Origin of the sequence: Streptomyces sp. NPDC003035, assembly GCF_042888285.1 — a bacterium.
Lineage (GTDB): Bacteria > Actinomycetota > Actinomycetes > Streptomycetales > Streptomycetaceae > Streptomyces.
In genome coordinates, this window is the sequence record NZ_JBIAPJ010000005.1 from 328,712 (window position 1) to 354,521 (window position 25,810).

Here is a 25,810-nt window from a genome sequence, read left to right on the forward strand (position 1 = left end):
CGAGGGAATCCACCGGGAGGGGCCGCGCCCGCTCGTCGACCGCGTCGGCCGCGTCCGCGTACACCTCGAAGAGCCGGCGTACGCCCAGCGCGGCGAGGACGCGGTTGACGTGCGAGCCGTCCAGCGCGCCGCGCGCGGGCAGCACGACCCGCAGCCGTCCGCCGCAGGAGCGCATCAGACGGCGTGCGGCGATCAGTACGCCCACCCCGCTGGAGTCGCAGAACAGCACGCCCGACAGGTCGAGGACCACGTCGTGGCGGCCACCGGCGACGGCGTCGTGGACCCGTCTGCGGACCAGGGGTGAGGTCACCAGATCCAGTTCGCCCTGGATGTGCAGCACGGTCCAGGGATCCCGCTCGTCTTCCTCGACGTGGAGCGTCACGGCTAGTGCCCTTCAAAGCGGAGGCGGTGCTTCCTGTCCCCTCCCGCTGCCCCGCCACGGCGGAACGAAACGCCTCCCATGAAAGGTGACGCTTTCTCTACCATGCCCACCCCTTATGGGGGCGCACTTGTCACAAAGGCGGGTGCGCTGTCGGCCCGGCGCATTACCGTGGAGGGCGAACTCGGTTGGGAGGGGGCTCCGGATGGCGAAGGACACACCACCGCGCTGGGACCGCAGAATGCAGCAGCGGCTGGCGCGCGGTGAGGCCGCCGCGCTCGGTGAGCTCTACGACCGGTTCGCCTCCCTGGTGCACAACCTCGCCCACCGGGTGCTCGACGACGACGCCGCCGCCGACCAGGTCACCCGCGAGGTCTTCGGCTACATCTGGGAGAACCCCGACGCGTACGACCCGAAGCAGGGGAACATGCGGGCGTGGGTCGCCGGACTGACGCAGCGGCAGGCGGTGCTGCGGCTCCGGCAGTCGGAGGCCGTGGCGTACGCGGAGACGGGCGAGGGTTCGGCGGAGGAGCTGGAGCAGAAGGTGCGCCGGGCCCAGGTCGCGGCCCGCGCCGACTACATCGTGACGGCGATGCCGACGCCCCTGCGCGCCGCGCTGGAGCTGGCGTACTTCCAGCGGCGCGACTACCGCCAGACCGCCGCCGACCTCGGTGTGACGGAGGACGAGGCGCGGCGCCGGCTGCGGCTCGGACTGCAGCTGCTGTCGACGGCGAACACGCGTCCGCTGGACGGGCCCTCCCGGTGAACGGGGCGAACGGCGACCCGGACGAGGTCGCGCGCGCTCCGTGGATACCGGGGCCGCGGTCGGCGGCGGACGACCACGCGGACCTCACGCCGGCGTCCCCTCCCTCTCCCCCGCCGCCTCCCCCGCCGACGCACGCCGTGCTCAAGTCCCTCCTCGGGGCGTGGGCGCTGTCCGCGTGCTCGGCCGAGGAGACCCAGGCGGTCGAGGACCATCTCACCGTGTGCGCGCCGTGCGCGGACGAGGCGTTGCGGCTGCGGGACGCGGTCGCGCTGCTGCACTCGGAGCGGGACCTGGACCTCGATCCGCTGCTGCGCTCCCGGGTCCTGGAGAACTGCCTGGGCCGGCGTCCCGCCCGTATCCCGGTGCCCGCCTGGGCGACTCCGTACGACGCGGAGACGGCCCGGCTCGACGCGCTGTTGCGGGACATCGGCGAGTCGGAGTGGCACGCGCCGGTACGGCTCAAGTGGTTCGAGGGCGAGCAGGCGGTGAGCCGCAAGACGACCGTGGCCGGGGTGATCGGGCATCTCCTGACGGTGGACGGCCTGGTGGCGACGGCGCTCGGCCTGGACGATCCGCTGGGGCCGGCGGCCCGCGAGATGTCACCGGCCGAGCGGACCGAGGCGTACTGGCAGGGCTCGTACCATCCGCCGACGCGCGGGGTGCGCGAGCCGTGGCGCGACCAGAGTCACACGCTGATCCGCACGGTGTCGTTCGCGGGGCGGGGAGTCGCGGACCTGACGGTGACGTACGGCGACTTCGCGCTGCCGATGCGGGACTCGCTCCTGGAGCGGGCCTTCGAGTGCTGGCTGCACGCGGACGACATCGCGAACGCGGTGGCGTATCCGTACGACCCGCCGAGCGGGGCGCATCTGCACGGCATGATCGACCTGGCGGCCCGGCTGCTTCCTGCGGCGCTGGCGGACCGCCGTCGCGCGGGCCTCGCGGCCCCGCCGCGCCATCTGGTCGCGGCGGGCGCCCCCGGCCGTTCGCTCCACCTGGAGGTCGAGGGCTCGGGCGGCGGCCACTGGTACATCGCGCTGGACTCCCCGGCGGCGGTCGGCTCCCCGGACCACGCGGTGGCGCAGGTGGCGATGGACGGCGTCGAGTTCTGCCAGCTCGTGGCGGGCCACGTGCCACCGGAGGAGGCGGCGGCAGGCCAGGACGGCGACCGCGAGGCGATCCGAGACGTCCTCTTCGCGGCGGCGAGCTTGAGCCGCCTGTAACCACCCCCTGTGGGCACCGCCCCGCAGCCGCGGCGCCCCCGGGGCAGCGGGACCTACGTGAAGACCACCGTGCGGCGGCCGTTCAGGAGGATGCGGCGTTCCGCGTGCCACTTCACCGCGCGCGCCAGCGCCTGGCACTCCACGTCCCGGCCGATCGCCACGAGCTGGTCCGGGGTGACCTCGTGGCCCACCCGCTCGACCTCCTGCTCGATGATCGGGCCCTCGTCGAGGTCCGCCGTCACGTAGTGGGCCGTCGCGCCGATCAGCTTCACGCCGCGCGCGTGCGCCTGGTGGTAGGGCTTGGCGCCCTTGAAGCTCGGCAGGAAGGAGTGGTGGATGTTGATGATCCGGCCCGACAGCTGCTTGCACAGGTCGTCGGAGAGCACCTGCATGTAGCGCGCGAGCACGACCAGCTCGACGTTCTCCGCGCGGACGAGCTCCAGGAGCTCCGCCTCCGCCTCCGGCTTGTTGTCCTTCGTGACCGGAATGTGCCGGAACGGAAGGTCGTAGGAGCCCACCAGCTCCGCGAAGTCCGTGTGGTTGGAGACGACCGCGACGATCTCGACCGGCAGCGCCCCGATCCGCGAGCGGAACAGCAGGTCGTTCAGGCAGTGCCCGAACTTCGACACCATCAGCACGACCCGCATGCGCTCGTCGGCCCGGTTGATGTGCCAGTCCATCGCGAACGCGTCGCCCACCGCCGCGAAGCTCGCCCGGAGCTTCTCCACGGTCACCGGAGCCTCCGCCGAGAAGTGGACCCGCATGAAGAAGAGGCCGGTGTCCCGGTCCTTGAACTGCTGGCTGTCCTCGATGTTGCATCCCGTGATGAAGAGATAGCTCGACACGGCGTGCACGATGCCCTGTTTGTCCGGGCAGGAGAGCGTGAGGACGTACTGGTCGGTCATCCCCTTAGCTTTTCACACCCCGCCGGGACGGCAGGGCCGCCGTCCGTCAGGCGGACCGCGTCATGATACGGAGCACGTCCAGGGAGCGCGGAGGCGTATCCGGATCCTCGCCGTCCGCCGCCGCCATCCGTACGTGTGCCTCGCGGGCGGCCCGCACGGCCTCCGGCCAGCCGTGGTGCTCCATGTACGCGGAGAACGGCGCGTCGGGCCCGACCTGGTGCATGATCCGCAGCACCCGGAGCACGGCGACGTCCACCAGTGCGGCCTCGCCGGAGTCGCGGAAGATCGTTCCGACGTACTTCTCGGCGGACCAGTTGTCCAGCCAGGTGTCCTCGACCAGGCGGTAGACGGCGTCGGTGACGTCGCCGTACCCGTCGTGACCGGCCAGCCAGGTCGTCTCGTGGAACCCGGGATCGGAAAGCATGTGCAGCGCCGAGCGCACGTTGCTGCGCCAGCGCCACCACGGCATGTCGTTGAGCGGCATGCCGCCCATGGTGGAGGAGCGACGGCCGCGACGGGAAGAGTTCACCGAACTGGAGAGTGGACTGGACACCGTTCGATCGTACGTTCCCCCACAAGATCGACGGACCGGCCCCCTTCCCCGCGAGCGACCGCCCCGGCAATTCACCTTCACGTCACCCAGCGTTGAACCACGCACACTCCCGCGTTACCCGTGAGGCGGAATTGTGCGTGTCCATGACCGGTAGGCGACTGACCTCACTCCTCGCGTATGTCATGGCAGCGGCGGCCGGGGCGTCGCTGCTCACCGGATGTGGCGTGCTCCCTGGAACCACGGGGGGATCCAGGGAGCCCGTCACAGTGATGACCTGGGCTCCGGACGGCACCCGCGCCACCAACCAGCCCGGCATGCCCGCCATGGCCCAGGCCTACGCCCGCTGGGCCAACGCCAACGGCGGCCTCGACGGGCACGAACTGCGCATCCTCACTTGCAACGAGCAGAACACCTCCGCCGGCGCCGCGGCCTGCGCCCGCCGGGCCGTCCGTGAGAAGGTCGTGGCCGTCGTCGGTTCCTACAGCCAGAACGGGCGGGCGTTCATGGCCCCCCTGGAGGCCGCGGGCATCCCGTACATCGGCGGCTACGGCATCTCCGAGGACGAGTTCACCAGTCCGCTCTCCTACCCGGTGAACGGCGGCCTGGCCTCCCTCATGGCCGGCCACGGCATGCAGCTGGCCGAGTCCTGCCGCAAGGTCTCCCTCGTCCGGCCCGACACCCTCGCCGGCGACAAGCTGCCCGACCTCCTCAACTCCGGTCTGCGCAAGAGCCGCCACCTCGGCGCCAGCGACATCCCGGCGCTCGAGGACGCCGCCGAGTACACCCAGCAGGCCGACCGGGCCCGCACCAAGGCCGGTCGGGCGGACGGCTGCGTCGCGGCGGTCCTCGGCGAGCGCACCCAGACGTTCTTCGACTCGTTCCGGCGCCTGCCCGAGAGCGAGGACGCGAAGGAGGACGGGGCCGTACGGATCTCCTCCGTGCTCGGCAGCGTCAGCCAGCCCGTCATCGACCGTACGGGCGGCGCCCGCAGCCCCTTCGAGGGCGCGTACGTCACCGGCTGGTACCCGGAGGCCAACGACGGCCGCTGGGCGCCGATGCGCAAGGTGATCCAGGAGCACGCGTTCGCGGACAACCGCGTCGACCCGGCCGACGCGGGCGTGCAGACGACCTGGATCGCGTACACCGTGCTGAAGCAGGTGATCGAGTCGCTCGACCGCGACACGATCTCGGCGGGGGCCGTCTCGCACGCCCTCGACCGCGGGGTCCGGATCGACACCGGCGGCCTCACGCCCGAACTGCGCTGGCGGTACGAGGACATGCTCGGCGCGCCCCGCTTCCCCCGGATCGTCAACCACGAGGTGACCTTCCAAGTGGTCCGCGAGGGGCGGCTCGTGGCACAGAAGCCGGGCTTCGTCGACGTCGGCGAGACCGTGCTCAGCGCCCCGTAACCCGGCCCGCTGCCGCGCGCTGGTTCACAGCTGCGTGGCGGCCCGCTGCGGCAGTCCGTACGTCTTGGCGGTCGGGTTCCACAGCCCGGCCGCCTCGCGCTTGGCGATCGTGGCCTCGCTGCTCTTCTTGCTCGCCTCGACCGTGTGGTTGGTGCTGCGGGCCTTGCCGCCCTTGCAGGCCTTCTTGCCCTTCATCTGGTCCGCCCAGGCGGCGTAGTGGTCGTCGGCGGAGGCCGAGGCCTGCCACGCCTTGGTGAGGGCGGCGGTCAGGGCGGCGTTGCTCGGCAGCTTGTCGACCGACAGCGTCTGCAGCCGGGTCACGAGGTCCCGGCGCTGCTGCGCGGCGCCGCGCAGGTCGACGGCGGCCTGGTCGAGGTTCTTGCACTGCTTGATGGCCTCGACCGAACGGATCACCGCGTCGCGGCTGTCGTTGCTGTCCGCGAGCAGCTTGTCGAGCGCCTTCGCCTGCGGCTCGGCGGGATCGGCGAGCTTCTCCGTCGCGCCCGTGGACGGGGCCCCGGAACTGGCGACCACACTCTGGCCGGGGTTCTTGTCCTTGTCCTTGTCCTCGTCCCCGCCGCTGAGCAGCGCGCCCGCGCCGAGGCCGACGACCGCGCAGCCGACGACGACGGCGGCGATGAGGGCGACGGGCGACTTGCGGCGCGGCGGCTCGTCGTCGTACCCGTCCTGGTAGCCGTCCTGTGCGTAGGCGCCCTGGAAGGGAGACTGCGGCGGCTGGTGCCCGTACTGCTGCTGCTGCGGCGGCCGGGGCGCCTGCGGCTGCGGGGGCTGCGGCAGGTGCTGCGTCGCGTCGCTGCGGAAGAGGTTGTCGAACTCGGCGGGCGGCTGCCGCTCGCCGTGCGTCTGCGGCGCCTGCGACATCTGCGGCGGTACGGGAGCGATGTACTGGGTCGCGTCGGAGGCGCCGGCCGGCTGACCGGGCCCGCCCGGCTGCTGGTGCAGCGGCCCGGTGCCGAGGAACTGCGTGCTCGCGCCACCGTCGCCCTGGCCCTGGCCCTGGCCGTGACCCGGGCCCTGGCCCTGCGCGACCGGCGGGATGTGCTGGGTCGCCTGGAGGTCCGCGGCGCTCTGCGCGGCGGCCGGCGGCGGAAAGCCGTAGCCCCCTTGCGCGGCGGCCTGCGGCGGGTATCCGTAGCCCCCCTGCGCGGCGGCCTGCGACGGGTATCCGTAACCGCCCTGGGTGGCGGGCGGCGGCGGGAAGCCGTATCCGCCCTGCGGCGGCTGGTGCGCGCCCGGTATGTCCCCGGGCGCCCCCGGCATCGGGCCCGGCATGGGGCCTGGCAGCGGCCCCGGAGCGCCGCCCGGCGCGCCCTGCTGCGGAACCGGCGCGATGTACTGCGTCGCCTGCATGTCCGAGACCCCGCCCGGCACGGCCTCGGGCGGCAGCGGCTGGGCCGGTGGCAGGGGCTGTCCCTGCGGCGCCCCACCGGGACCCCAGGTGCCGCCCCACGGCTGACCGCCGGCCGGGCCTGCGCCCGGGCCGGTCTGCTCGCCGCCCTCCGCGGGCAGCACGACACCTTCGTGCGTGGGCCGTACCGCCGGATAGTGCGGCTCCGGACCCTGTCCGCTTTGCGTCACCGGGACTCCTACTGATGGACCTACGGAATCGTCGGTTCACGCTACCGGGTGCGTCCCGGGCCGCGCACACACCTGTGAGACCGGTAACAGACCCACGACAACTCCCCGCACAACTGCCCTGCCAGGGAGCCCGATCCGGCCCTCCGGTGACCGTGGTCACACGGTGTCAGGCGGCGAGCAGATCCACCCGCGCCCCGAACTCCCGCACCGCCGGCTCCGACGCGTACGGCTCCAGTCGTTCCCTGAGGTCGTCCAGATACTCCGCCCCGCGCGAGGACCGGAGCGTGGCCAGGAGCTCCAGCGCCTGCGTGCCCGTGTGGCACGCCTGCTCCACCTCGCGCCGCTGCGCCTGCGCGGTCGCGAGCAGCACCAGACCGATCGCCCGGCGGCGGGCCCGCGTCTGCGGATGGCCGCTCAGCGACTCCTCCGCCGCGCGCGCCGCCGCCTCCGCCCGGCCCAGGTCCCGGTGGCAGTGGGCCAGTTCGTCCGCGAGGTACGCGTGGTCGAAGTGCGCGATCCAGTCCGGGTCGTCCCCCGACTCCGGATCGGTCCGCTCAAGAGCCCGTACGGCCCGTCCCGCGACGGCGTCGAAGGAGTGGGCGTCCCCGAGCAGCGCGTGCCCCCGGGCCTCCGCCGCGTAGAACATCGCCTCCGCCCTCGGCGTCACCCGCCCCCGCGCACCCTCCTGCGCCGCCCGCGCCAACTGGGCGATCTCCCGCGGGTTCCCGAGCTGCGCGGCCAGATGACTCATGGACGCGGCCAGCACATAGCCGCCGTAACCCCGGTCGCCCGCCGCCTGCGCCAGCCGCAGCGCCTGGATGTAGTACCGCTGGGCGAGCCCGGGCTGCCCGGTGTCCACCGCCATGTACCCGGCCAGCTCCGTGAGCCGCGCGACCGCCGCGAACAGCTGCCGCCCCACCGCCTCCCGGTACGAGCCCGAGAGCATCCCGGCGACGACGCTGTTCAGGTAGTGCACCACCACCGGCCGGACGTGCCCGCTGCCGAACCGCCGGTCGAGCTCGACCAGCGCGCTCGTCATCGACCGGACCGCCTCCACGTCCGAGGCACCCACCCGCGCCCCGGCCGCCCGGGCCACCTGCGGGTCCGCGCCCGTGATCAGCCAGTCCCTGCTCGGCTCCACCAGCGCGGAGGCCGCCACCGTCGAACCGGACAGGAAGTCCCGGCGCCCCACGTCGCTGCGCCACAGCTCGCAGACCTGCTCGATCGCGCCGAGCACGGTGGGTGCGAACTGCAGCCCGACGCCGGAGGCCAGGTTCTTGCCGTTCGCCATGCCGATCTCGTCGATCGTGACCGTGCGGCCCAGTTTGCGGCCCAGCGCCTCCGCGATGATCCCCGGCGCCCGGCCACGCGGCTGCTGCCCGCGCAGCCAGCGCGCCACCGACGTCTTGTCGTAGCGCAGATCGAGGCCGCGTTCGGCCCCGACCATGTTCACTCTGCGGGCGAGGCCGGCGTTGGAACATCCGGCCTCCTGAATCAACGCCTGCAGCCGTTCGTTCGGCTGACGTGCGACGAGTGGCCTGGCTGCCATCACTACAACTACCCCCTGAGGCCGGTGTGCGTTCGATGGGAACTGATCACTGCCCGGCAAATATCCGGTCAATGCCGATGTGAACACGCGAAACCGGACGCATCGCCCCGCCGTACGGACCCCGCGCCGCGGGCCCGGGGCGACACCCCCCGCCTGTGGCTACCCACCGGCCGCTCCCCGGCCCCACGCGCGCCCCCGCCCGTGCACCCATGCGCCCCGCATGCAGGATCGATGCTCCACACCGCTCTTGACCGCGCCCGTAACCCCGGGTGACGGCGGGAGTTGTGTTCACCGTGGAAGAGACCATCGGAGTCACGGAAGCCGCACACATCCCCAAGCAGCGAGGCGAGCTGCTGCTGGACTGCGCCGTGCGGTACGCGGAAGAGCGGCACTGGGACGTGTTCCCCGGGACCTGGCTGGAAGCCGTGGAGGGCAGGGAGCGCTGCTCCTGCGGCGTCGAGAGCTGCGCCACCCCCGGCGCGCACCCGGCCAGGCCGGACTGGTCGACCCAGGCCACCGGCAGCGCCGTCGGGGCGCGGCGCATGTGGTCGAAGCAGCCCAAGGCGTCGATCCTGCTGCCGACGGGGCGCACCTTCGACGCGATCGACGTGCCCGAGTCGGCGGGCTTCCTGGCGCTGGCCCGGATGGAGCGCATGGAGCTCACGCTCGGCCCCGTGACCTGCACGCCCGACCGCCGGATGCTCTTCTTCGTCCTGCCCGGTGCCGCGACCAAGGTCCCGGACCTGGTCCGCAAGCTGGGCTGGGCCCCCACCTCGATCGACCTGGTCACCCGGGGCGAGGGCCACTACGTCGCGGCGCCACCCACGCGCGTCGGCGGGCACGGCGCCGTGCAGTGGGCCCGGCGGCCCACCGCGGCGAACCGCTGGCTGCCGGACGCCGAGGAGCTGATCAGCCCCCTCGCGTACGCGTGCGGGCGGGAAGCGGCCGCGGCCAGGGCCCGTCGCCCCTGAGAGGCGGCCCACAGGGCCCTTAGGGTGTGCTCGTACGTGTTACGGGGACAACCGAGGGGTTGACGGACCATGCCTGACCAGGCATTTGACGAAGTGTTCGAACAGGCGGGCGGCGCACCGGAATCGGGTGCGGTGCCCGCCGTTCGCGTCGAGGGGCTGTGGAAGCGCTTCGGGCAGCAGATCGCGGTGAACGGCATCGATCTCGTTCTGCCCGCGGGCAGGTTCATCGGTCTCGTCGGGCCCAACGGCGCCGGAAAGACCACCACGCTCTCCATGATCACCGGCCTGCTGCGGCCCGACCACGGGCGGATCCTCGTGGCCGGTCACGACGTCTGGCGCGATCCGGAGTCGGTGGCGGAGGTCAAGGCCCGGATCGGGATCCTGCCCGAGGGGCTGCGCCTCTTCGAGCGGCTCTCGGGCCGCGAACTCCTCGCGTACAGCGGGCGGCTGCGGGGGCTGCCCGGCGCCGAGGTCGACAAGCGGGCCACCCAGCTGCTCGACGTCCTGGACCTGGCCGGCTCGCAGCACAAGCTGGTCGTGGACTACTCGACCGGCATGCGCAAGAAGATCGGGCTCGCCGCGGCGCTGCTGCACAACCCCGAGGTGCTGTTCCTGGACGAGCCGTTCGAGGGCGTCGACCCGGTGTCCGCGCAGACCATCCGGGGCGTCCTGGAGCGGTACACCGGCTCCGGCGCGACCGTCGTCTTCTCCAGCCATGTGATGGAGCTGGTGGAGTCGCTGTGCGACTGGGTCGCGGTGATGGCCGCCGGCCAGATCCGGGCCCAGGGACCGCTGGCGGAGGTACGGGGCGAGGCGCCCTCGCTCCAGGCCGCGTTCCTGGAACTGGTGGGCGCGCACGGGCGGGACGCGGCCGGCGACTCCCTGGACTGGCTCGGAGGTCCGACCCGATGACCACGGCCGCCGCCCCCGCTCCCCCTTCTCTGACGTCGGTCTTCGTACGGCTCAAGCTGTCGCTGCTGCGCAACGGACTGCGGCAGTCCGCCGGCCGCACCGCCGCGTACATCACCTCTGTCGTCGTCACGGTCGTGTTCGCGGCGGTGATGCTGCTCGGCTTCGTGCTGCTGCGGGGCAACGCGCACGCGGACTCGGTCGTGGTGCTGATGACCGCGGTGCTCGCGCTCTCATGGGCCGTGATGCCGCTGTTCGTGCCGAGCGGGGACGAGACGCTCGACCCGTCCCGGCTCGTGATGCTGCCGCTGCGGCCCCGCCCCCTGGTGCGCGCGCTGCTCGTGGCCTCGCTGGTGGGCGTCGGGCCCCTGTTCACGCTGTGCATAGCGCTGGGCGCCTCTCTCGCCCTGGCGCGCGGCGCGGCGGGCGTGGTGGCCGCGGTGGTCGCCGTGCCGCTGGTCGTCGTCGCGTGCGTGGCGCTGTCACGGGCGGTCGCCGCGGCCAACGTACGGCTGTTGACCTCGCGCAAGGGCCGTGACCTGGCCGTCCTGAGCGGGCTTGTGATCGCGGTCGGTTTCCAGGTGATCAACTTCGGTGCGCAGCGGCTCAGTCGGGCCGGTGGCCTCGCGTCCCTCGAACCGGCGGCCGCGGTCGCGGGCTGGCTCCCGCCCGCCTCGGCGATCGCGGCGGTGGGCTCGGCGAGCGAGGGCGACTACGCGGTGGCCGCGGGCCAACTCCTCCTGACCGTGCTCGCCCTGGGGGCGCTGCTGTTGTGGTGGCAGCGGAGCCTGGTGAAGCTGATGACGACGCCGGACGGCTCGACGATCGGCGCGGCCTCGGCGTCGGGCCGGGACCGGGCCGGTACGGGACTCCTGGGGCGGCTGCTGCCGGGCGGACGTACGGGCACGGTGATGGAGCGCAGCCTGCGGTACATCTGGCGCGATCCGAAGACGAAGGCGGCGTGGATCACCTCGCTGGCGATCGGCGCCATCGTGCCGATCTTCAACGTGCTCCAGGGCACGGGCTCGGTCTACTGGGCCTGCTTCGCCTCGGGGATGCTCGGCATGATGATGTACAACCAGTTCGGGCAGGACACCTCGGCGTTCTGGATGGTCGCGCAGACGATCTCGACACCGGCGGACGCCTACGCCGAGCTGCGGGCGCGGGCCCTGGCACTGCTGCTGATCACCGTCCCGTTCACGGTCCTGGTGACGGCGGGGACGGCGGCGGTGAGCGGCGACTGGTCGGCGCTCCCGGACGCGCTGGGCGTGGCCCTCGCGCTGCTCGGCGCGATGATCGCGGTCGGCGCGGTGGCCTCGGCCACCTTCCCGTACTCGATCCCGCAGGACAGCGCGTACAAGAACGTCGCTCCGGGGCAGGGCGGCCTCGCCTGGATCTCGATCTTCGGCGGCATGGTGGGTGCGGCGCTGCTGTGCGCCCCGGTGATCGGGACGACGATCTACCTCCACCTCGCGGACGAGGAGTCCCTGCTCTGGCTCCTGCTCCCGGGCGGCGCCGCGTACGGCGCGCTGATCACCTGGACGGGCCTGAAGCTGGCGGCCCCCAGGACGGCGTCCCGCCTGCCGGAGATCCTGGCGGCGGTGAGCAAGGGCTGACGGCCGGCTGGAGCGAGGCGGCGTACACGCGGCTCTGAGGGCTACGAAGGCGCCCGGCCCCTGGCGGTCCCGGCCGGGCGCCCGCACCCCGTGTCCCGTAAGGCCGCCCACCCTTACACCACCCGAACGCTCCCGGAACGTTCCGACCGGGCGCCTCGTTCGACCCCAGGTCCACTGCTCCCACTGCTCCCACCACGAATCGAGGAGTGTCTTGCCCGACACCTCGTCCACTCTCCCGGTGCCCCCTCTCCCACCGCTCGCCGCCCAGGCGGAGCGTCTGATCGAGCTCGGTGTGCATGATGTCGCCGGGATGGCCGCTCACGACCTCCGTGCTTTCGCCGAGGGCGCCGGTCCCGGAGAGGGCGACGCCCTGCTCGCCATCCATCCGGACCGCGCCCCCGCCTCCGCCCTCGCACCTCTGCTCAGCCGCGACGGCAAGCCCGGCTTCATCGTCGTCGACATGCCCGACGTCGACGAGTTCGCTCCCTGCACCGTCGAGTTGCCCGACACCCCCCTCTATCTCGTCACCGGCCTCGACCGTGGCGACCACATGGCCAACTGGAGCCCGGAGGAGGCGCTGCCCGCCCTCACCAAGGAGAGCCGCACCCCGCTGGCGCTCACCGAAGGCATCCACTGGGTGCTCCAGCAGCCGGCCGCCCTCGAGCGCAACCGCTGCTTCATGACCATCGGCTCCCGGCTGCGCAAGGCGAACGGCGCGCTGGACGCCCGCACCCCGGCGATCTGGATCAGCAACGGCACGGGGCGCGACGGTCGCGAGCGACGCAACGCCCCGAAGGTCGGCTGGTGCTGGTGGGGCAACCGCCACACCTGGCTGGGCTTCGCCTCCGCCACGGGCCGCACGGGTCAGCTCTGCGGGGGCATTTCCTCGGGCCCGGTGGCGGGGAGTGACGTGAGAGCCGTGTAGGCGGCCTCTGCCCTGCGGCCCTCGGGGGTCTGCGCGGGAGAGTGGCTGAGGAAGTCCCCCGTGGACCCGGAGAAGGTGATCCTGCCGCCGGTGAGCGTGGTGACGTGGTCAGCCTCCTCGGCGAGGTCGGCGACGTCGTGGGTCGACAGAAGGACCCGGACCTCCTCGGTGGCGAGTCGGAGCACGAGGTCACGGAAGACGCGTCGCTGTGTCGGATCCATGCCGGCTGTCGGCTCATCGAGGAGAAGCACCCTGGCGCCGTGCACCAGGGCGGAGGCGACGCCCACACGGCGGAGCTGCCCGCCGGAGAGCTGCTTCGTCCTCACGTCGGCGTGTTCGCGCATCTGTACGTGGTCCAGGGCGGCGGCGGAGGCGTCCCAGGCCGCGCGGCGGCTCATGCCCTTCAACCACCCGGTATAGGCGACCTGTTCGCGGGCGGTGAGTCCGGTCATGGCGGTGATCGTCTGGGGCATCCAGGCCACCTTCGTCCGGTATTCCTTCGAGCGGGAGGGCAGTCGGCCCAGCCGTACGGAGCCGTTCGTCGGCTGGTTCACTCCGGCAGCGAGCTTCAACAAGGTCGTCTTCCCGGCGCCGTTGGGGCCGAGGAGGATCGTGAGGCCCGTCGGGACGGTGTAGGTGAGGCCGGAAAGGATGCGGGGCGCCCGGCGCCCGTATGCGTAGGAGACGGCTTCGAGTGCGAGGGACACGTGCGGGGGCCTTTCAGGCGGGACGGCGGGTACGGGTCAGCGCGGCCAGGCCGCCGACGAAAACCGCCAGGCAGAGGAAGAACGTGGGCAGGTGGCCGGCAGGGTGGAGGGTGACGGCCCAGGGCCAAGGGCGCCGGAAGTCGCGGTAGCCGACGAACGCGACAACGAAGACCCAGGCGACGGGCGCCGCCGTCGCCGCTTGGGGATGCACGGCCCCGGCCAGCAGCATGAGGCCGGCGAGGAACAGCGTGTTGCGACCGGCCTCGGTCGCAGCCGGCGAGTGCGCGAGCCTGCCGATGACCCAGGCAGCCCCCGCGCTCGCCGTCACGCTGAGGAGCGCCAGGCTCACGTCGTAACGCTGGATCGCGCGAGCGGCCAAGTCCTCTGCCTCAGCCAGGCGTTGGGCGAGGCTGTGCGCGAGCGTGCCGGTCACGATCAGCGGCGTGACGTGCATCAGGAAGAGGAGATTGCCACCCATTGTCACCAGTCCGGGCAATGCCACGGACTCGCTGTGGGCGAGGGCGGCGAGCGCCGTGAACGCGGCGAAGCCGGGCAGGATGACGGTCACCAGCCGTCGTCCTTTCCACCACCAGATCACGAATCCGTCCCCTGCCGCTGGGCCTGCTCGGGCGGGGGCGCCAGACGGCAGGCTTTCGCCTTCTCCTTCTCGAACCAGTCCGCTCGCTCCTCGGCGGTGGGCAGACTTCTGCCCTTCGCGGCGCGCTCCTCCACCTTCGCCAGGACTTCGGCACCGTTCGCGATGCGCTGGTACTCCCCCTTCCGCCACGCGAGATAGGGGTCCTGGGCTTCCACCGTGTACGCGGCCCACAGAATGGCGGCATCGTGGTTGACGACCCAGTCGGCGGAGACGCCGGGGACGAAGGACGTGGGGAAGGCGCAGGGGAAGGTCACGGAGCCGAGGAGGACGGCGTAGCGGACGCCGGTCAGGTCGCCGTCGGCCCTCTCCGCCTGGGCCGTCAGCGGAAGCCACCAGGTCGACGAGGTCGACTCTGGGCGGTTCCGTTCATACAGCAGACCGTCGGAGACGGTCGCGGGAACGGTGACGTCGACCCCAGCGGCCTTGAGGTTCTGGAGGGTGCGCACGATCTCGTTCCGTACCTCCTCGAGCCGCTCGACCGCGCCTCCCGTCTCGGCCATGCAGACCCGCGGGGCCGCCCCGACACAACGGGCGGCGGCGTGGCCGGCCGTGACCGGGCCGGCGGCGATGCCCCACCCGGAGGCCGTGTTCGCGCACACGGCCATGGTCACGAGCGCGGTCGCCGCCGCGACCATTCGCCACACCCAGCGGCGTGTGCCGCCGATCCACCAGACAGCGACGGCCAGGGCCACCACGGCGGAGAAGAGGAAGGGAACGAGAACGGTGGGAGCGGCGTAGTTCTCTCCGAAGGCGATCTGGGTGTCGAGCTGCCCGGAGACATGCCGGGGCCAGATCGGATCGCTGTACGCGCCGGTCTTGCTGATCACGTAGAACGCGGCGACGGCGGCGACGGGAGCGGCGATCACTCGAGGGGCGATGTGGCCGAGGGCGCAGCCGACGACGGCGTACGCACACACGATGCCCATCCCCATGAGAAGAGGGAGCAGAGAGACGGGGGTGGGGATCAGCCGGGTCTCGATCAGTCTCATGAAGACGGGCAGGAGCAGGATCGTCCACCCGGCGACGACGGCGGGGGCGAGGGCGTGGGCGGCCACCCGGTACCGGGCGCGGCTGGGGGCGAGGTCCCACACCCGGTCCTTCCTCAGCCGTCCGCCTTCCCAGGTCGCGAGACCGATGGTGATGGCGTACGCGAAGGCATAGAAGTACCCCAGGGAGACGGCCACTTGCTGCGACGCCCAGAGAGGTCCGGCAATGACTTCCTCGTACGGGTCCTCGAGGTGCAGGGCATGGAAGAAGTAGAAAACGACGATGCCGACCCAGACGGGAGCGGTCCAAAGGGCGGACGAGGAACGCAAGAGGGCTTGAAACTTCACGTGGCACACCGATCTCACATGAGGGCGGGTCGGGAGGCGGAATGGCCCTCCCGACCCGGATGCACTTCAGACGGGTCGTTAATCGGCCGCCGACGTGTCGACGAAGACCTCACGCACCGAGACGGTGGCCCGGGTGGAGCTCGAGCCATTCAGTTCCGGGGTGGTGAAGTATCGCTGGTCACCGTTGGTGTAGTACGCGTTCCACTCGCCTCGAGACGTGTTGTTCGCGCCCTTGAAGCACCAGGTGAAGGTCTTCATCCCCATGTCCTTGTCGAGGCTGTACGGGACGGCCTGCCAGAGCTTCACCCCGACGGACTGACCAGTTGTGCCGTACATGGTGCACCCGGTGAACAGAATCTCCGTGTAGTCGTTGTCGTCCCAGTGACGAGACTCGTAATTTCCCGGACCCCAGCCGCTGAGCGAGCCAGTCCAGTTCATCGGCTGAACCTGTCCGGGCTCCGGAGTCGAGTACAGCTGGATGAGACCCTTCTCGTTGGGATTGACGACGTACGCGTCGCTACCGGCGAGGTCGATGCCATCGGCACTGGCCGACGAGACGGTGCCGACCAGTGTTGTGGTCGCCAGCGCCGCAATCAGTGTGGCGCGTAATACGGTTGTGCGTGACACGGTGTTAACCCCCCTGGGTTCGAGTGTTTACCTCGGCCATATTCGATGCGCATCGGTCTTCATTGTCTGTGACGGAAGCCACGCCTCCGGCCTGAGGTGGAGAATCACGGCGGGAAACCGTCCCGCAGTGGCGACATTTCGCGCGTCGGAATTTCGCCACTGCCGTTCTGGACATTCCCGAGAAACGCCCACGGCCACGGCGTCCGCCCTGAGATCGACTTCAAGATCGCCCGCCGCGACCCGGCGCGGCCGGGCGGAACGGGGGCCTTCCGGTCGAACAAGGCCGGTCGGGATTGCTGCAACACAGAACAATTTACGGATCCCCACAGGTCAGGGGGTCGTTCAGGCTTGCACCACCCTTCGGAATGGGGGCGCCGGGCGCCCCCCGGAGGGGCGGTGCAGCCCTCCCCAGCTGGCCGAACGAGCGGTCGGTCGGGGCTGCGTGGGGGCAGGCGGCCGGAAAGGAGCGGGCGATGTGCGATCACGCTCCGCGTCGACAAGACTCCGGCGCGCAGTCAGATCGCACCCGCCTCGAAAGGACACCCTCGTGCGTTACGTCCTCCGCAACACCGCCTTCACCACCGCCCTCGCCACCGGCGTCGCCCTCGTCGGCGTCGCGGCGACCCCCGGCCTCGCCCAGGCGGAGCCCGCCGGCCTCTACCCGGCCTCGGCGCTCGTCCTGACGATCGGCGAGGGCGAGTCCGTGACGACGGCGGCGGTCCAGAGGGCCGTGACCCTGAGCTGTGCCCCCACGCCCAGCGGCACCCACCCCTCCCCCGAGTCGGCCTGCGCGGAACTGGCGTCGGTCGACGGGGAGTTCGCCCAGCTGACCATGATGGGCAACAGCACCCCCTGCGCGCACCTGTGGGACCCGGTCACGGTCACCGGCGACGGCATCTGGGAGGGCAAGCGGGTCAGCTGGTCCGCGACGTACGGCAACGAGTGCGAGATGAACGTCGGCATGGCCAGGACCTCCGTCTTCGCCTTCTGATCCAACCGCCGGACCCCGCGCGCGCAGCCCCGCCCCGCATGGAGGATGATGCGGGGCGGAGGGGATTTGAATGCGTTCAGAAATGCGGGACCACGTGCCGGAGCGACCGCTCACCCGGTTGACGGACCGGTTCGGCGCGGTGCTGTTGGCGTCGACGACGGTGCTGGCAGCCGAGGTCGCGATCGCCGCCATCGCGTGCTGGGTATGGGCCCCGAGCATCAGCTGGACCCCGATGACGTTCGTCCTCCTGGTCCTTGTGGTGCCGCCGGTCGTGGCGGTGCTCGGGCGGTGCTCGGCGCCCTGCTGTCGGTCGTCGTGGTGATGCCGCTCCTGGTCACGGCCGGATGGCTCGGCCGAGAGGTCTCGGGCCGCGAGGTCTGGTGGTGGATCCCGGTGCCGGCGGCCGCCACGAGCACCCTGCCGGCCGTCGTGGCCGCAGCGTCCGTGGAGGCCGGTCCGGCAGGCGTCCTCCTGGCGGGCCTCGGCGGATGGATCGCGTCCACGGCGGCTCTCACCATCCCGGCACTGGTCGCCCGCAGGCTGCTGCTGCCGGACCGCCCGCACCTTTCCGGCGGCGCGATGTTCGGATGGCTGTGTCTGCACGGCACTCTCGCCGTCGGCACCGTGGGCACGCTCGCCCTCCTCGCCGTGCTCGCCAGGGTCGGCTAGAGCCGCCGCAGTCGTCAGCTCGACCACGACATTTGTACAAGACCCCCGATCGACCGCCCACGCATCATCGCTCGCATGAATGCGTACGACGTTGAGCACGACCATGGAATGCATGTGGTCCACGACGGCCCCCGACAGGCGCCCCCGCTGCTGCTCATCCACGGATCCGGCGCCTCGGGCGGCTCCTGGAGCCCGATGGTCCCGGCACTCGCCGGTCATCATCACGTCCTCCGTGTCGACCTCCCCGGCTGCGGCCAGTCACCGCCCGCGCCGTCCTACGACGTGCCCGCGCAGGCGGGCCGGGTAGCGGCGCACCTCGACCACCTCGGCCTCGGTCCCGTCACTGCCGTCGGGCACTCCAGCGGCGGCTATGTCGCCACCGCGCTCGCCGAACAGCGCCCCGACCTGGTGAGGTCCATCGCGTTGATCAGCTGCGGCCCGAGCTCCGACGCGCTCCTCCCGCAGCCGCTCGTCCTTCGCGTCCTGCTGGGGCCTCCGTTCGGCCCTCTCCTGTGGTCGAGGCGTTCGGACGCGATGATCCGCAAGGGGATCGGAGCGACGGCCGCTCGTCCGGTGGATGTCCCGGACGACGTGGTCGCCGAGATGCGGGGCACCACATACCGCACGTTCAGGACGGTACTGCGCCGGAACATGGAGTACATCGCCGAGCGAAGCGTGCCCGAGCGTCTCGCCGCCCTCGACGTGCCCGTGCCCGTACTGGCCGTGTTCGGCGCCGCCGACCCCCGCTGGGAGCCGTCGTCGGTGCACCAGTACGACGCGGTGCCGAACGCACGGGTCGAGCAACTGCCCGGCGTCGGGCACCTGCCCATGCTCGAAGCACCCGAGGCGACCAGCAAGCTGCTCATCGATTTCGCGGCAACAGACCGTTGACCCATCGCAGTTGATGAGGTCTAGGCTGGCCATATGCTGCCGACAGGGGCACCACTCGACTGGTCGCTCGTGGACATCGCCGTTCCGCGCTCCCCAGATCGGCTGCCGGGGGTCGGCATGGCCGGGTTCCGCCACCGTGCCTCGGCGCCCGTCGACATCGCGATGGTCGCGCATCCCTCCGTCACCTTGTTCATCGACCTGAGCGAGGGCGAAGGTCTCGTCCACCACACCCATGGCCGGGACGTCCGCGGCAGTGTCGCGGTCGGGCTCCTCCCCGGCGATCTCCGGGCAGGTGGCCGGGCAGGCGAGTGCCTTCAGATCCGGTTGGATCCGGTCGCAGCGGCCGCGGCGCTCGGCACGTCGACCGAGCTCACCGGGGCCGTGGTGTCCCTCAAGGATGTCTGGGGCCCCGATGCCGGACGAGCCGAGGAGAGGCTGCGTGCCGCCGCGTCATGGGACGAACGGTTCGCGATCGCGGCGGATCTCCTCGGCCGACGGCTGGGCACCCGACCAACGGTCGACACGGTCGACGCGGAGGTCGCCTTCGCCTGGCGGCAGATGCGTACCAGCAAGGGACGGGCGCGGGTCGAAGCCCTTGCGGACGACGTCGGCTGGAGCCGGAAGCGTCTGTCGGCCCGCTTCCGGTCCCAACTCGGCATCACACCCAAACGCGCCGCCCGACTGGTGCGGTTCGACCACGCCGCCCGCCTTCTCGCGGCGGGCCACGCCGCCGCCGGCGTGGCCGCCGAGAGTGGCTACGTCGACCAGTCCCACCTTCACCGCGAGGTCACGTCGTTGGCCGGGCTCACTCCCACGGAGGTGGCCGTCGCGCCATGGCTCGCGATCGACGACGTCGCGTGGCCGGCTTCATCGCCGACGCGGAGCCCTGTGAGGGGTGGCGGACGCCTCCCTGGCCTGCGTTGACCGAGGGGCCGGCGTCAGACCCTCCCGGCCGCCACCTCCTCCGCGACCAGCGTCCGCCAGGACGCGCGGGGCGGCCGGTCGGGCTGCTGCTGCTGCTGCCGTGTGGCGTCGTGCGTACGGCAAGGGCGGCAGCGGGTCTCGTCGGCGACGGGCCGGAAGACGTGGTCGTCCCCCGGCCCGTCGCAGAGGACGAGCCCGGCGGGGGCCGCTGGAGCGGGGGCCGTGGACGTGGCGTGCGGGGTGGGTGGTGCGGGCGGTGCGGGCAGCTTCGAGGCCAGCCGGTGGCGGAGGAAGCCCACCGCCGAGCGGATGCCCTCACGCGGCAGACCGGAGGTCAGGGCACGCCGCATGTCGGCGGCGGAGACGCCCCGCCGGAGCCACTCCGCCGCCGCCTCGGCCAGACCTCGCGCCTCGCGGACACCGAGCCACAGGCTGGGGTTCACATGGCGCAGCGACAGCAGGAGCCGCTCGGCCTCGACGACTTCGGGCGGCGAGGCGGGGTCGGGCTCGAGGTTCGGCTTCGGGGCAGGGTCCGGTTCTGGGTCCGGGCCCGGGTCCGGTTCGGGGTCCGGCTCCGGGTTGCGGAGTCCGGGTTCGGGCTCGGTGCCGGGTCCGGCTCCGGGCTCGGCGTGGGGTCCGCTTCCTCCCGGCCCGGTTCGATGTCGGCGGCCGGCTCTTCGGGGGGTGGGTGGGGAAAGGTCTTCTCCCGGTCTTCTTCTACCGGTTTTGAGCCACCGACTTTTCGTGACTCCGGAGCACCGACGGTCGGACCCCCGGCACTCGGTGACCCGTCACCCCGGACGGCGTTCGCCTCCTCACGCGTAAGGGGGACGTTCGAGAGCATCTGCTCCGTGGCCCAACGCCCCCGCTCGCTCTGCGACTGCGACTTCCACTCAAAGTATTGACTTCCGATCCCCGCCCTAAAGGGCGGGGATTCCTACCACGGTCGTCTGACCGTCTCGGTGGATTCCTGTTTCTTCGCGCTGCGCCGGGATTGCTCCAGGTCTTACCCGCGCTCCGCAGGCTGATACCGCCAGTCCGGCGGCCTTGGCGACGTTGACCGCCGCGTTGATGTCCCGGTCAAGGACGGCCCCGCAGGCTCCGCATTCCCACACGCGGACGTGCAGGGGTTTGGGTCCGTCCTTGACGCCGCACTGTGAGCACACCTGTGAGGTCGGCTCGAACCGGCCGATCTTGATAAAGGTGCGCCCATACCGGGCGGCCTTGTATTCCAGCATCCTCACGAACGCCGACCATCCGGCATCGTGCACAGACTTGGCCATGCGTGTGCGGGCGAGTCCCTTGACTGCCAGGTCCTCAACGGTAACCGCTTGGTTCTCACGGATGATCTTCGTTGAGAGCTGGTGGTGGAACTCGCGCCGTGCGTCGGCTACCCGTGCGTGAACGCGGGCGACCTTGATCCGGGCCTTCGTTCTGTTACTGGAGCCCTTCGCCTTGCGGCTGAGGGCCTGTTGTGCCTTCTTGAGCTTTTTCTCGGCCCGGCGCAGAAATCGCGGGGAGTCGATCTTGGTGCCGTCCGAGAGGATCACGAAGTGCGACAGACCCAGGTCGATACCGACCTGGACGTCCGTCTCGAGCGGCACCTCGTTCGCGTCGGTTTCGACGACGAACGAGCAGAAATACCGCCCGGCGGCATCCTTGATCACGGTCACCGTGGACGGGGCGGACGGCAGGGCGCGGGACCACTTGACCCGCACGTCACCGACCTTCGGCAATGACAGGTCTCCCCCGGTCGTGATCTTCCAGCGGGCATTCGCGGTGAACCGGACTGACTGCCGGTTGTCCCGGCGGGACTTGAACCGGGGGGCACCCATGCGCGGGCGCTTGCCCTTCAACCCGTCGAAGTAGTTTCGGTACGCGGTATCCAGGTCTCGGAGAGACTGTTGCAGAACCACGGCGGACACTTCGCCAAGCCATGCGCGTTCGTCGGTCTTCTTCACCTCGGTGAGCCGCTTGCTCAGCTCGGCCGAGGTGACAAATGGCAGCCCGGCGTGACGGGCGTCCTCACGGACGCGCAGCGCGTCATTGAAGACAACCCGAGCACACCCGAACGCCCGAGCCAGCGCAGAGCGCTGCGGACCGTTCGGGTACATCCGGAAGGAATACCTGAGCTGCATGTCGATCACCGTACCGCGGCAGGTTTATGGGTGAGCATCAGAACATTCGTACAGGCAGACACTGCGCTTTCATCATGCACGCGCATTTGGTTTTCGTGACGAAGTACCGGCACAAGGTCTTCCGCAGCTCGCACCTGACGCTCATGGAGGAGATCACGCGGGCGGTCTGCGAGGACTTCGAATGCGCTCTGGTCGAGTTCAACGGCGAGAACAACCACGTCCACCTGCTCGTGAACTTTCCACCAAGGTCGCCATCTCTAAGCTGGTCAACAGCCTGAAGGGCGTCAGCTCCCGCAGGCTCCGCCAGGAGGACCCGGCACTGGTCCGGCACTACTGGCGAGCCCAGCGCCTGTGGTCCGACTCCCCATTTCGCCGGATCGTAGGCGGGGCTCCGCTGTCAATAGTCCGTCAGTACATCGGCAATAGAAACGTCCGTCCTGACCTGCGGGTCAGAGCAGCGCTCAGAATCGCTTCACCTCCCCCATAGACGGGGAAGCACTGCGATTAGCCACGGCAGTGCCGAGTGGGCGCGATAGCATGCCGAAGCATTTCTGGTGGAGTCCTCTTCCACTAGTGGTGAAGGCCCTCGGACCCGGTGTTGGCGCACCACCGAGGGCCGCTCCGCTTCTCACGGAGCGTAATGCCGCGGTTACCGTACAGCACGGATGACCATCTCGTACAACAACTCCGGGTCCACGAACGGGTCTTCGAGCGTCGGCAGCGAGCGCCAGTCCAGGGGCCAGGTGGTGCCGCCGAGCGCCGGGATGCCGACGAATGCCTCGCTCCGGCCGTTACGGCTCAGAGCCCGCGCGGGGGCCGGCCAGGAGTGGGCGGCGGCGGTCTGCGGCGGCAGCAGGAAGTACAGGTTCCGCTCCCCGGTGGCCTCGCGGACGATCGGCCCGGCGTGGAAGTCCGTGAACTCCATGAGCCGGTACGCGACGTCCTCCCCGAGGAACCCGCCGATACGTACGGCGTCGAAGTGCACGCCCGCGTGGCGGAGGGCATGCCCGGTCGCGGGAACCCAAGAAGGCACCCTGTCAAGTGACTTGCGCGAATTCATGACGCCAGCTTTCCGGCACGGCTCTACTGTGACCAGGGCCACAGGCGGTTTGTGTCGGACTGTGCACTCGGGGAGGCGAGTTGTGAACATCGGAAACAGCGGGAGTCCAGGGGCCGCGAAGGCGTTCGGGAGACTGCTGCGGTTCTACCGGGAACGGGCGAAGGTCTCGCAGGATCTGCTGGGCAAGGAGACCGGATATTCCAAGTCCCAGGTGGCGATGATCGAGCGCGGGGAGCGTCGAGCGAAGGGCCGCTTCGTCCTGATCGCGGACCCGCTGCTGGGTGCACAAGGTGCACTTTTGGAGGTCGCGGAGGAGGTGACGGCGAGTGGGGTGGCGGCGTGGTTCGAGGACTACCTGCTGGAGGAGGCCAAGGCGGCGGGCATCCACTGGTACGAGAACCATCTGATCCCTGGACTCCTCCAAACCGAGGACTACGCACGCGCTGTCTTCAACTGCGCCGTCCCGGCGCTTGAAGACGACGAGATCGAGGCCGGTGTTGCGGCGCGGCTGGCTCGACAGCAGGTCCTTTTCCGCAAGCCTGCACCGCTGGTCAGCTTCGTTCTGGAGAAGGCCGCTCTCACCAAGCCACTCGGTGGACCGGATGTGCTGCGGAAGAACTTGTTGCACGTGCGCGAGTGTGCGGAGCTGCGGAACGTCACCATCCAGGTCATGCCGGAGGGACGGGAGATCCATGCGGGCCTCAACGGCCCCTTCATCCTGTTGGAGACTGAGGAGCGTCGCAGCCAATTGGTCTATGTAGAGGGCCAAGGCGGGAGGTACTTTCTCAGCGAACAGCCGGACGTCGGGGATTGTTTCGCCCGCTACGGCGCACTGCGGGCGCAGGCCCTCACTCCGGAAGACTCCGTACGACTCATCGAACAGGTGGCACGACAGCTATGAGCACCGACCTCAGCTGGTTCAAGAGCAGCTACAGCGGAGACCAGGGCGGCGCCTGCGTCGAGGTCGCCATCTCCTGGACCAAGTCCACCTACAGCGGCGACCAGGGCGGCAACTGCGTCGAGGTCGCCGCCTGCCCCCACACCGTCCACGTCCGTGACTCCAAGGACGTCTCGATCCCGTCCCTGAGCCTCACCCCGGCCGCCTGGTCCGCCTTCCTCCAGGAGGTCGGCCGCCGCGCGTGACCTCATCACGACCTCGCTGAGCCATGTCGCGCGGGTGCATCCACAGAAGCGTGGTGGTCCGGTCTCAACGTATAGCGCGCCGGGGGGCTTGCGGCAAGGCCCAGGTGGGGGCGCAGAATCACCGGACTGTCGAAGATCGACTTGATCAGCGGGGACGGGGAGTCACGACGTGCGTGTGGTGTTGTCGACGTATGGGACGCGGGGAAGCGTCGTGCCGATGGCGGGACTTGCGGTACGCCTGCGGGAACTGGGCGCAGAGGTACGGGTGTGCGCGCCTCCGGACGAGGAGTTCGTGGAGCTGCTGGCCGGTGTCGGTGTGACGATGGTGCCGACCGGCGCGCCGGTGCGCCCGGTGGTGTCCTCGGTGGCGCCGGGGTCGGCCGTGGGTCTGGCGCAGCGGGCGGCCGATCTGATGGCCGCGCAGTTCGAGACGGTCGCCGCGGCGGCCGAGGGATGTGACGCGCTGGTGGCGACCGGCCCGTTGCCGGCCGTGGCCGGGGCGCGGTCCGTGGCGGAGAAGGCGGGCATCCGCTTCGTCTACGTGAGCCATTCGCCGGTCGTCCTGCCGTCCCCGTACCGTCGACCGCCCGCTCGGCGAGGTCAGCCGCTGCCGGATGACATGACCGACAACCGGAAGCTCTGGGAGCTGGACGCCGAGATCGCGGACGCGATGTTCGGCGAGATGCTCAACACCCAGCGGGCGGAGGCCGGACTGCCACCGGTGGACAACGTCCGCGACTACGCCTTCACCGACCGGCCGTGGCTGGCCACGGACCCGACCCTGGACCCGTGGCGGACGGGCGGCTTGGACGTCGTACAGACCGGTGCGTGGATGCTGAGCGGCGAACGGCCGCTGCCCGCCGAGTTGGTGGCGTTCCTGGACGCCGGTGAGCCTCCGGTGTACGTGGGCTTCGGCAGCATGCCCATGGGGTCCCTGAAGGACGTCGCCCGGGTGGCCGTCGAGGCGATACGCGCCCAGGGGCGGCGGGTCGTCGTCTCCCGGGGCTGGGCCGACCTGGCCCCGGCCGACGACCGGGACGACTGCTTCGTCGTCGGCGAGGTCGACCACCAGGCGCTCTTCGGCCGGGTGGCCGCCGTCGTGCACCACGGCGGCGCGGGCCTCACGACGACCGCGGCCCGGGCCGGTACGCCTCAGGTGGTGATCCCGCAGGGGGCGGACCAGCCGTACTGGGCCGGGCGGGTGGCCGACCTGGGCATAGGCGCGGCGCACGACGGTCCGGCCCCGACGGTCGAGTCCCTCTCGGCCGCGCTCAAGACGGCGCTGAGCCCCGAGGCCGGGGCCCGCGCGACCGCCGTGGCCGGGATGGTCCGCACGGACGGGGCGACGGTGGCCGCGAAGCTGCTGCTCGACGCGGCCGATGGGGGCCCGACGCCGTAACCGACGTTCAGGCGCCGCCGCTGACGCCCGGGGCGACGAAGCGCCTGTGCAGGGGGGAGAGGGACACCTGGGGGTCGCTCGTCACGCCCATCTCCCCCTTGATCACGGGTCCGATCCGGTCCGCGATGAACCGCCGGAACTGGTCCTCCGAATCCCAGATGTCCATCGCGTGGAAGCCGTCCTCGGCGAACCAGCTGGCGTGCAGCACCAACCCGTCCGGGACGTCCTCCTCCCACCTCACGCGGGCGCGCGACTCGTCGTACACCTGGGGTGTGATCTCCTGCCATACAAGGTGCATCGCGACTGCCATGGGGTTCCTCTCGATCGCCTCGGGTGCGCGCCGCGGGCTGTGCGGCGCGGCAGGACGACGCTAAGCAGGTCATGGGGGCCGGGCACGTCGGAGCGGCCATTCGGACGCGGGGTGCGGCCTCTGGGCGCGCCCCGCGCCGTATGCCGACGGCACCA

General features: G+C 71.0%; 27 protein-coding genes and 2 pseudogenes. 16 read left to right on the forward strand and 13 right to left on the reverse strand.

Annotated elements, in window-relative coordinates:
* Positions 1-16: 16 nt before the first annotated feature.
* Positions 17-382, reverse strand: a pseudogene (locus ACFYV5_RS18195) (STAS domain-containing protein); the annotation flags it as partial.
* Between the two features lie 202 nt (positions 383-584).
* Here ACFYV5_RS18195 and ACFYV5_RS18200 point away from each other — a divergent pair.
* Both ACFYV5_RS18200 and ACFYV5_RS18205 read left to right on the forward strand, forming a co-directional pair.
* Positions 585-1,145: a sigma-70 family RNA polymerase sigma factor gene (locus tag ACFYV5_RS18200; RefSeq protein ID WP_355104820.1), complete on the forward strand. Its 561-nt coding sequence runs from the start codon at positions 585-587 to the stop codon at positions 1,143-1,145.
* A complete protein-coding gene (locus ACFYV5_RS18205) occupies positions 1,142-2,368 on the forward strand; it encodes a zf-HC2 domain-containing protein (protein ID WP_355104818.1) in 1,227 nt (408 codons plus the stop codon). The genes ACFYV5_RS18200 and ACFYV5_RS18205 overlap by 4 nt, the downstream gene beginning before the upstream one ends.
* 53 nt (positions 2,369-2,421) lie before the next feature.
* On the opposite strand, the gene purU is transcribed toward ACFYV5_RS18205, so the two are convergent.
* The gene (gene purU / locus ACFYV5_RS18210) at positions 2,422-3,273 is read right to left on the reverse strand and encodes a formyltetrahydrofolate deformylase (protein WP_355104816.1); all 852 of its coding nucleotides are present in this window, start codon (positions 3,271-3,273) and stop codon (positions 2,422-2,424) included.
* Positions 3,274-3,319: 46 nt separating this feature from the next.
* On the reverse strand, positions 3,320-3,766 hold the full coding sequence (locus tag ACFYV5_RS18215) for a hypothetical protein (protein WP_355105932.1): 447 nt from the start codon (positions 3,764-3,766) through the stop codon (positions 3,320-3,322).
* Positions 3,767-3,969: 203 nt separating this feature from the next.
* Here ACFYV5_RS18215 and ACFYV5_RS18220 point away from each other — a divergent pair, with 203 nt between their 5' ends.
* Positions 3,970-5,235, forward strand: coding sequence for an ABC transporter substrate-binding protein (locus tag ACFYV5_RS18220; RefSeq protein ID WP_389169303.1), 1,266 nt, complete (start codon positions 3,970-3,972; stop codon positions 5,233-5,235).
* Between the two features lie 24 nt (positions 5,236-5,259).
* Here ACFYV5_RS18220 and ACFYV5_RS18225 read toward each other — a convergent pair whose 3' ends face one another.
* Complete coding sequence (locus ACFYV5_RS18225; RefSeq protein ID WP_389169304.1) at positions 5,260-6,834, reverse strand: hypothetical protein; 1,575 nt, start codon at positions 6,832-6,834, stop codon at positions 5,260-5,262.
* Positions 6,835-7,000: 166 nt separating this feature from the next.
* Positions 7,001-8,383 carry a transcriptional regulator gene (locus ACFYV5_RS18230; RefSeq protein WP_389169306.1) on the reverse strand — a complete coding sequence of 461 codons (1,383 nt, stop codon included), beginning with the start codon at positions 8,381-8,383 and terminating at the stop codon, positions 7,001-7,003.
* A gap of 284 nt (positions 8,384-8,667) precedes the next feature.
* Here ACFYV5_RS18230 and ACFYV5_RS18235 point away from each other — a divergent pair, with 284 nt between their 5' ends.
* From ACFYV5_RS18235 to ACFYV5_RS18250, 4 genes are all read left to right on the forward strand, one after another.
* Positions 8,668-9,354, forward strand: coding sequence for a bifunctional DNA primase/polymerase (locus tag ACFYV5_RS18235; protein WP_355104808.1), 687 nt, complete (start codon positions 8,668-8,670; stop codon positions 9,352-9,354).
* Positions 9,355-9,423: 69 nt separating this feature from the next.
* The gene (locus tag ACFYV5_RS18240; protein ID WP_389169308.1) at positions 9,424-10,266 is read left to right on the forward strand and encodes an ABC transporter ATP-binding protein; all 843 of its coding nucleotides are present in this window, start codon (positions 9,424-9,426) and stop codon (positions 10,264-10,266) included.
* Positions 10,263-11,879 (forward strand): transporter, encoded by a 1,617-nt coding sequence (locus tag ACFYV5_RS18245; protein ID WP_389169310.1) that lies wholly within the window; start codon positions 10,263-10,265, stop codon positions 11,877-11,879. Before ACFYV5_RS18240 ends, ACFYV5_RS18245 begins: the two co-directional genes overlap by 4 nt.
* A 211-nt stretch (positions 11,880-12,090) precedes the next feature.
* Positions 12,091-12,804, forward strand: a complete 714-nt coding sequence (locus ACFYV5_RS18250) for a DUF5701 family protein (RefSeq protein ID WP_389169311.1) — start codon at positions 12,091-12,093, stop codon at positions 12,802-12,804.
* Here ACFYV5_RS18250 and ACFYV5_RS18255 read toward each other — a convergent pair.
* The 4 genes from ACFYV5_RS18255 to ACFYV5_RS18270 all read right to left on the reverse strand — a co-directional run bounded on the left by ACFYV5_RS18255 (position 12,744) and on the right by ACFYV5_RS18270 (position 16,130).
* Complete coding sequence (locus ACFYV5_RS18255) at positions 12,744-13,511, reverse strand: ATP-binding cassette domain-containing protein (RefSeq protein ID WP_355104800.1); 768 nt, start codon at positions 13,509-13,511, stop codon at positions 12,744-12,746. The two genes, ACFYV5_RS18250 and ACFYV5_RS18255, sit on opposite strands and share 61 nt — an antisense overlap.
* 13 nt (positions 13,512-13,524) lie before the next feature.
* On the reverse strand, positions 13,525-14,079 hold the full coding sequence (locus ACFYV5_RS18260; protein WP_389169313.1) for a hypothetical protein: 555 nt from the start codon (positions 14,077-14,079) through the stop codon (positions 13,525-13,527).
* A 26-nt stretch (positions 14,080-14,105) separates the two neighbouring features.
* On the reverse strand, positions 14,106-15,485 hold the full coding sequence (locus ACFYV5_RS18265; RefSeq protein WP_389169315.1) for a hypothetical protein: 1,380 nt from the start codon (positions 15,483-15,485) through the stop codon (positions 14,106-14,108).
* Positions 15,486-15,581: 96 nt separating this feature from the next.
* A complete protein-coding gene (locus tag ACFYV5_RS18270) occupies positions 15,582-16,130 on the reverse strand; it encodes a hypothetical protein (protein ID WP_389169317.1) in 549 nt (182 codons plus the stop codon).
* A gap of 547 nt (positions 16,131-16,677) precedes the next feature.
* Here ACFYV5_RS18270 and ACFYV5_RS18275 point away from each other — a divergent pair.
* The 5 genes from ACFYV5_RS18275 to ACFYV5_RS18295 all read left to right on the forward strand — a co-directional run bounded on the left by ACFYV5_RS18275 (position 16,678) and on the right by ACFYV5_RS18295 (position 19,605).
* On the forward strand, positions 16,678-17,121 hold the full coding sequence (locus ACFYV5_RS18275) for a subtilase-type protease inhibitor (RefSeq protein WP_389169319.1): 444 nt from the start codon (positions 16,678-16,680) through the stop codon (positions 17,119-17,121).
* A 70-nt stretch (positions 17,122-17,191) separates the two neighbouring features.
* Positions 17,192-17,443 (forward strand): hypothetical protein, encoded by a 252-nt coding sequence (locus ACFYV5_RS18280; RefSeq protein ID WP_389169321.1) that lies wholly within the window; start codon positions 17,192-17,194, stop codon positions 17,441-17,443.
* Entirely contained in the window at positions 17,410-17,790 is a 381-nt protein-coding gene (locus tag ACFYV5_RS18285) for a hypothetical protein (RefSeq protein WP_389169323.1), read from the forward strand. Before ACFYV5_RS18280 ends, ACFYV5_RS18285 begins: the two co-directional genes overlap by 34 nt.
* 75 nt (positions 17,791-17,865) lie before the next feature.
* The gene (locus tag ACFYV5_RS18290) at positions 17,866-18,681 is read left to right on the forward strand and encodes an alpha/beta fold hydrolase (protein ID WP_389169325.1); all 816 of its coding nucleotides are present in this window, start codon (positions 17,866-17,868) and stop codon (positions 18,679-18,681) included.
* 33 nt (positions 18,682-18,714) lie between these two features.
* Positions 18,715-19,605 (forward strand): helix-turn-helix domain-containing protein, encoded by an 891-nt coding sequence (locus ACFYV5_RS18295; protein WP_389169327.1) that lies wholly within the window; start codon positions 18,715-18,717, stop codon positions 19,603-19,605.
* A 14-nt stretch (positions 19,606-19,619) separates the two neighbouring features.
* Here the strand turns inward: ACFYV5_RS18295 and ACFYV5_RS18300 are convergent, their stop codons facing one another.
* Both ACFYV5_RS18300 and ACFYV5_RS18305 read right to left on the reverse strand, forming a co-directional pair.
* A complete protein-coding gene (locus ACFYV5_RS18300; RefSeq protein WP_389169328.1) occupies positions 19,620-20,048 on the reverse strand; it encodes a hypothetical protein in 429 nt (142 codons plus the stop codon).
* 477 nt (positions 20,049-20,525) lie between these two features.
* Positions 20,526-21,743: an RNA-guided endonuclease InsQ/TnpB family protein gene (locus ACFYV5_RS18305; protein WP_389169329.1), complete on the reverse strand. Its 1,218-nt coding sequence runs from the start codon at positions 21,741-21,743 to the stop codon at positions 20,526-20,528.
* 26 nt (positions 21,744-21,769) lie between these two features.
* On the opposite strand from ACFYV5_RS18305, the pseudogene tnpA reads away from it, so the two are divergent.
* Positions 21,770-22,230 (forward strand): annotated as a pseudogene (gene tnpA / locus ACFYV5_RS18310) (IS200/IS605 family transposase).
* A 162-nt stretch (positions 22,231-22,392) separates the two neighbouring features.
* Here tnpA and ACFYV5_RS18315 read toward each other — a convergent pair.
* Positions 22,393-22,803 (reverse strand): hypothetical protein, encoded by a 411-nt coding sequence (locus ACFYV5_RS18315; RefSeq protein WP_355104782.1) that lies wholly within the window; start codon positions 22,801-22,803, stop codon positions 22,393-22,395.
* Positions 22,804-22,885: 82 nt separating this feature from the next.
* Between ACFYV5_RS18315 and ACFYV5_RS18320 the strand changes: the two genes are divergently transcribed.
* The 3 genes from ACFYV5_RS18320 (at position 22,886) to ACFYV5_RS18330 (ending at position 25,345) form a co-directional block, all read left to right on the forward strand.
* Complete coding sequence (locus tag ACFYV5_RS18320) at positions 22,886-23,704, forward strand: helix-turn-helix domain-containing protein (protein ID WP_389169331.1); 819 nt, start codon at positions 22,886-22,888, stop codon at positions 23,702-23,704.
* Complete coding sequence (locus ACFYV5_RS18325) at positions 23,701-23,946, forward strand: DUF397 domain-containing protein (RefSeq protein WP_389169332.1); 246 nt, start codon at positions 23,701-23,703, stop codon at positions 23,944-23,946. Before ACFYV5_RS18320 ends, ACFYV5_RS18325 begins: the two co-directional genes overlap by 4 nt.
* Positions 23,947-24,121: 175 nt before the next feature.
* Positions 24,122-25,345 (forward strand): glycosyltransferase, encoded by a 1,224-nt coding sequence (locus ACFYV5_RS18330; protein WP_389169983.1) that lies wholly within the window; start codon positions 24,122-24,124, stop codon positions 25,343-25,345.
* Positions 25,346-25,352: 7 nt separating this feature from the next.
* Here the strand turns inward: ACFYV5_RS18330 and ACFYV5_RS18335 are convergent, their stop codons facing one another.
* On the reverse strand, positions 25,353-25,655 hold the full coding sequence (locus ACFYV5_RS18335) for a hypothetical protein (RefSeq protein WP_355104774.1): 303 nt from the start codon (positions 25,653-25,655) through the stop codon (positions 25,353-25,355).
* Between the last annotated feature and the right edge of the window lie 155 nt (positions 25,656-25,810).

Bases quoted from the DNA above. Each gene is read 5' to 3' on its own strand.
- ACFYV5_RS18200 (WP_355104820.1), top strand. From the start codon at position 585: ATGGCGAAGGACACACCACCGCGCTGGGACCGCAGAATGCAGCAGCGG.
- purU (WP_355104816.1), bottom strand. From the start codon at position 3,273: ATGACCGACCAGTACGTCCTCACGCTCTCCTGCCCGGACAAACAGGGC.
- ACFYV5_RS18215 (WP_355105932.1), bottom strand. From the start codon at position 3,766: ATGGGCGGCATGCCGCTCAACGACATGCCGTGGTGGCGCTGGCGCAGC.
- ACFYV5_RS18220 (WP_389169303.1), top strand. From the start codon at position 3,970: ATGACCGGTAGGCGACTGACCTCACTCCTCGCGTATGTCATGGCAGCG.
- ACFYV5_RS18230 (WP_389169306.1), bottom strand. From the start codon at position 8,383: ATGGCAGCCAGGCCACTCGTCGCACGTCAGCCGAACGAACGGCTGCAG.
- ACFYV5_RS18240 (WP_389169308.1), top strand. From the start codon at position 9,424: ATGCCTGACCAGGCATTTGACGAAGTGTTCGAACAGGCGGGCGGCGCA.
- ACFYV5_RS18245 (WP_389169310.1), top strand. From the start codon at position 10,263: ATGACCACGGCCGCCGCCCCCGCTCCCCCTTCTCTGACGTCGGTCTTC.
- ACFYV5_RS18280 (WP_389169321.1), top strand. From the start codon at position 17,192: ATGCGTTCAGAAATGCGGGACCACGTGCCGGAGCGACCGCTCACCCGG.
- ACFYV5_RS18290 (WP_389169325.1), top strand. From the start codon at position 17,866: ATGAATGCGTACGACGTTGAGCACGACCATGGAATGCATGTGGTCCAC.
- ACFYV5_RS18295 (WP_389169327.1), top strand. From the start codon at position 18,715: ATGCTGCCGACAGGGGCACCACTCGACTGGTCGCTCGTGGACATCGCC.
- ACFYV5_RS18305 (WP_389169329.1), bottom strand. From the start codon at position 21,743: ATGCAGCTCAGGTATTCCTTCCGGATGTACCCGAACGGTCCGCAGCGC.
- ACFYV5_RS18315 (WP_355104782.1), bottom strand. From the start codon at position 22,803: ATGAATTCGCGCAAGTCACTTGACAGGGTGCCTTCTTGGGTTCCCGCG.
- ACFYV5_RS18325 (WP_389169332.1), top strand. From the start codon at position 23,701: ATGAGCACCGACCTCAGCTGGTTCAAGAGCAGCTACAGCGGAGACCAG.
- ACFYV5_RS18335 (WP_355104774.1), bottom strand. From the start codon at position 25,655: ATGGCAGTCGCGATGCACCTTGTATGGCAGGAGATCACACCCCAGGTG.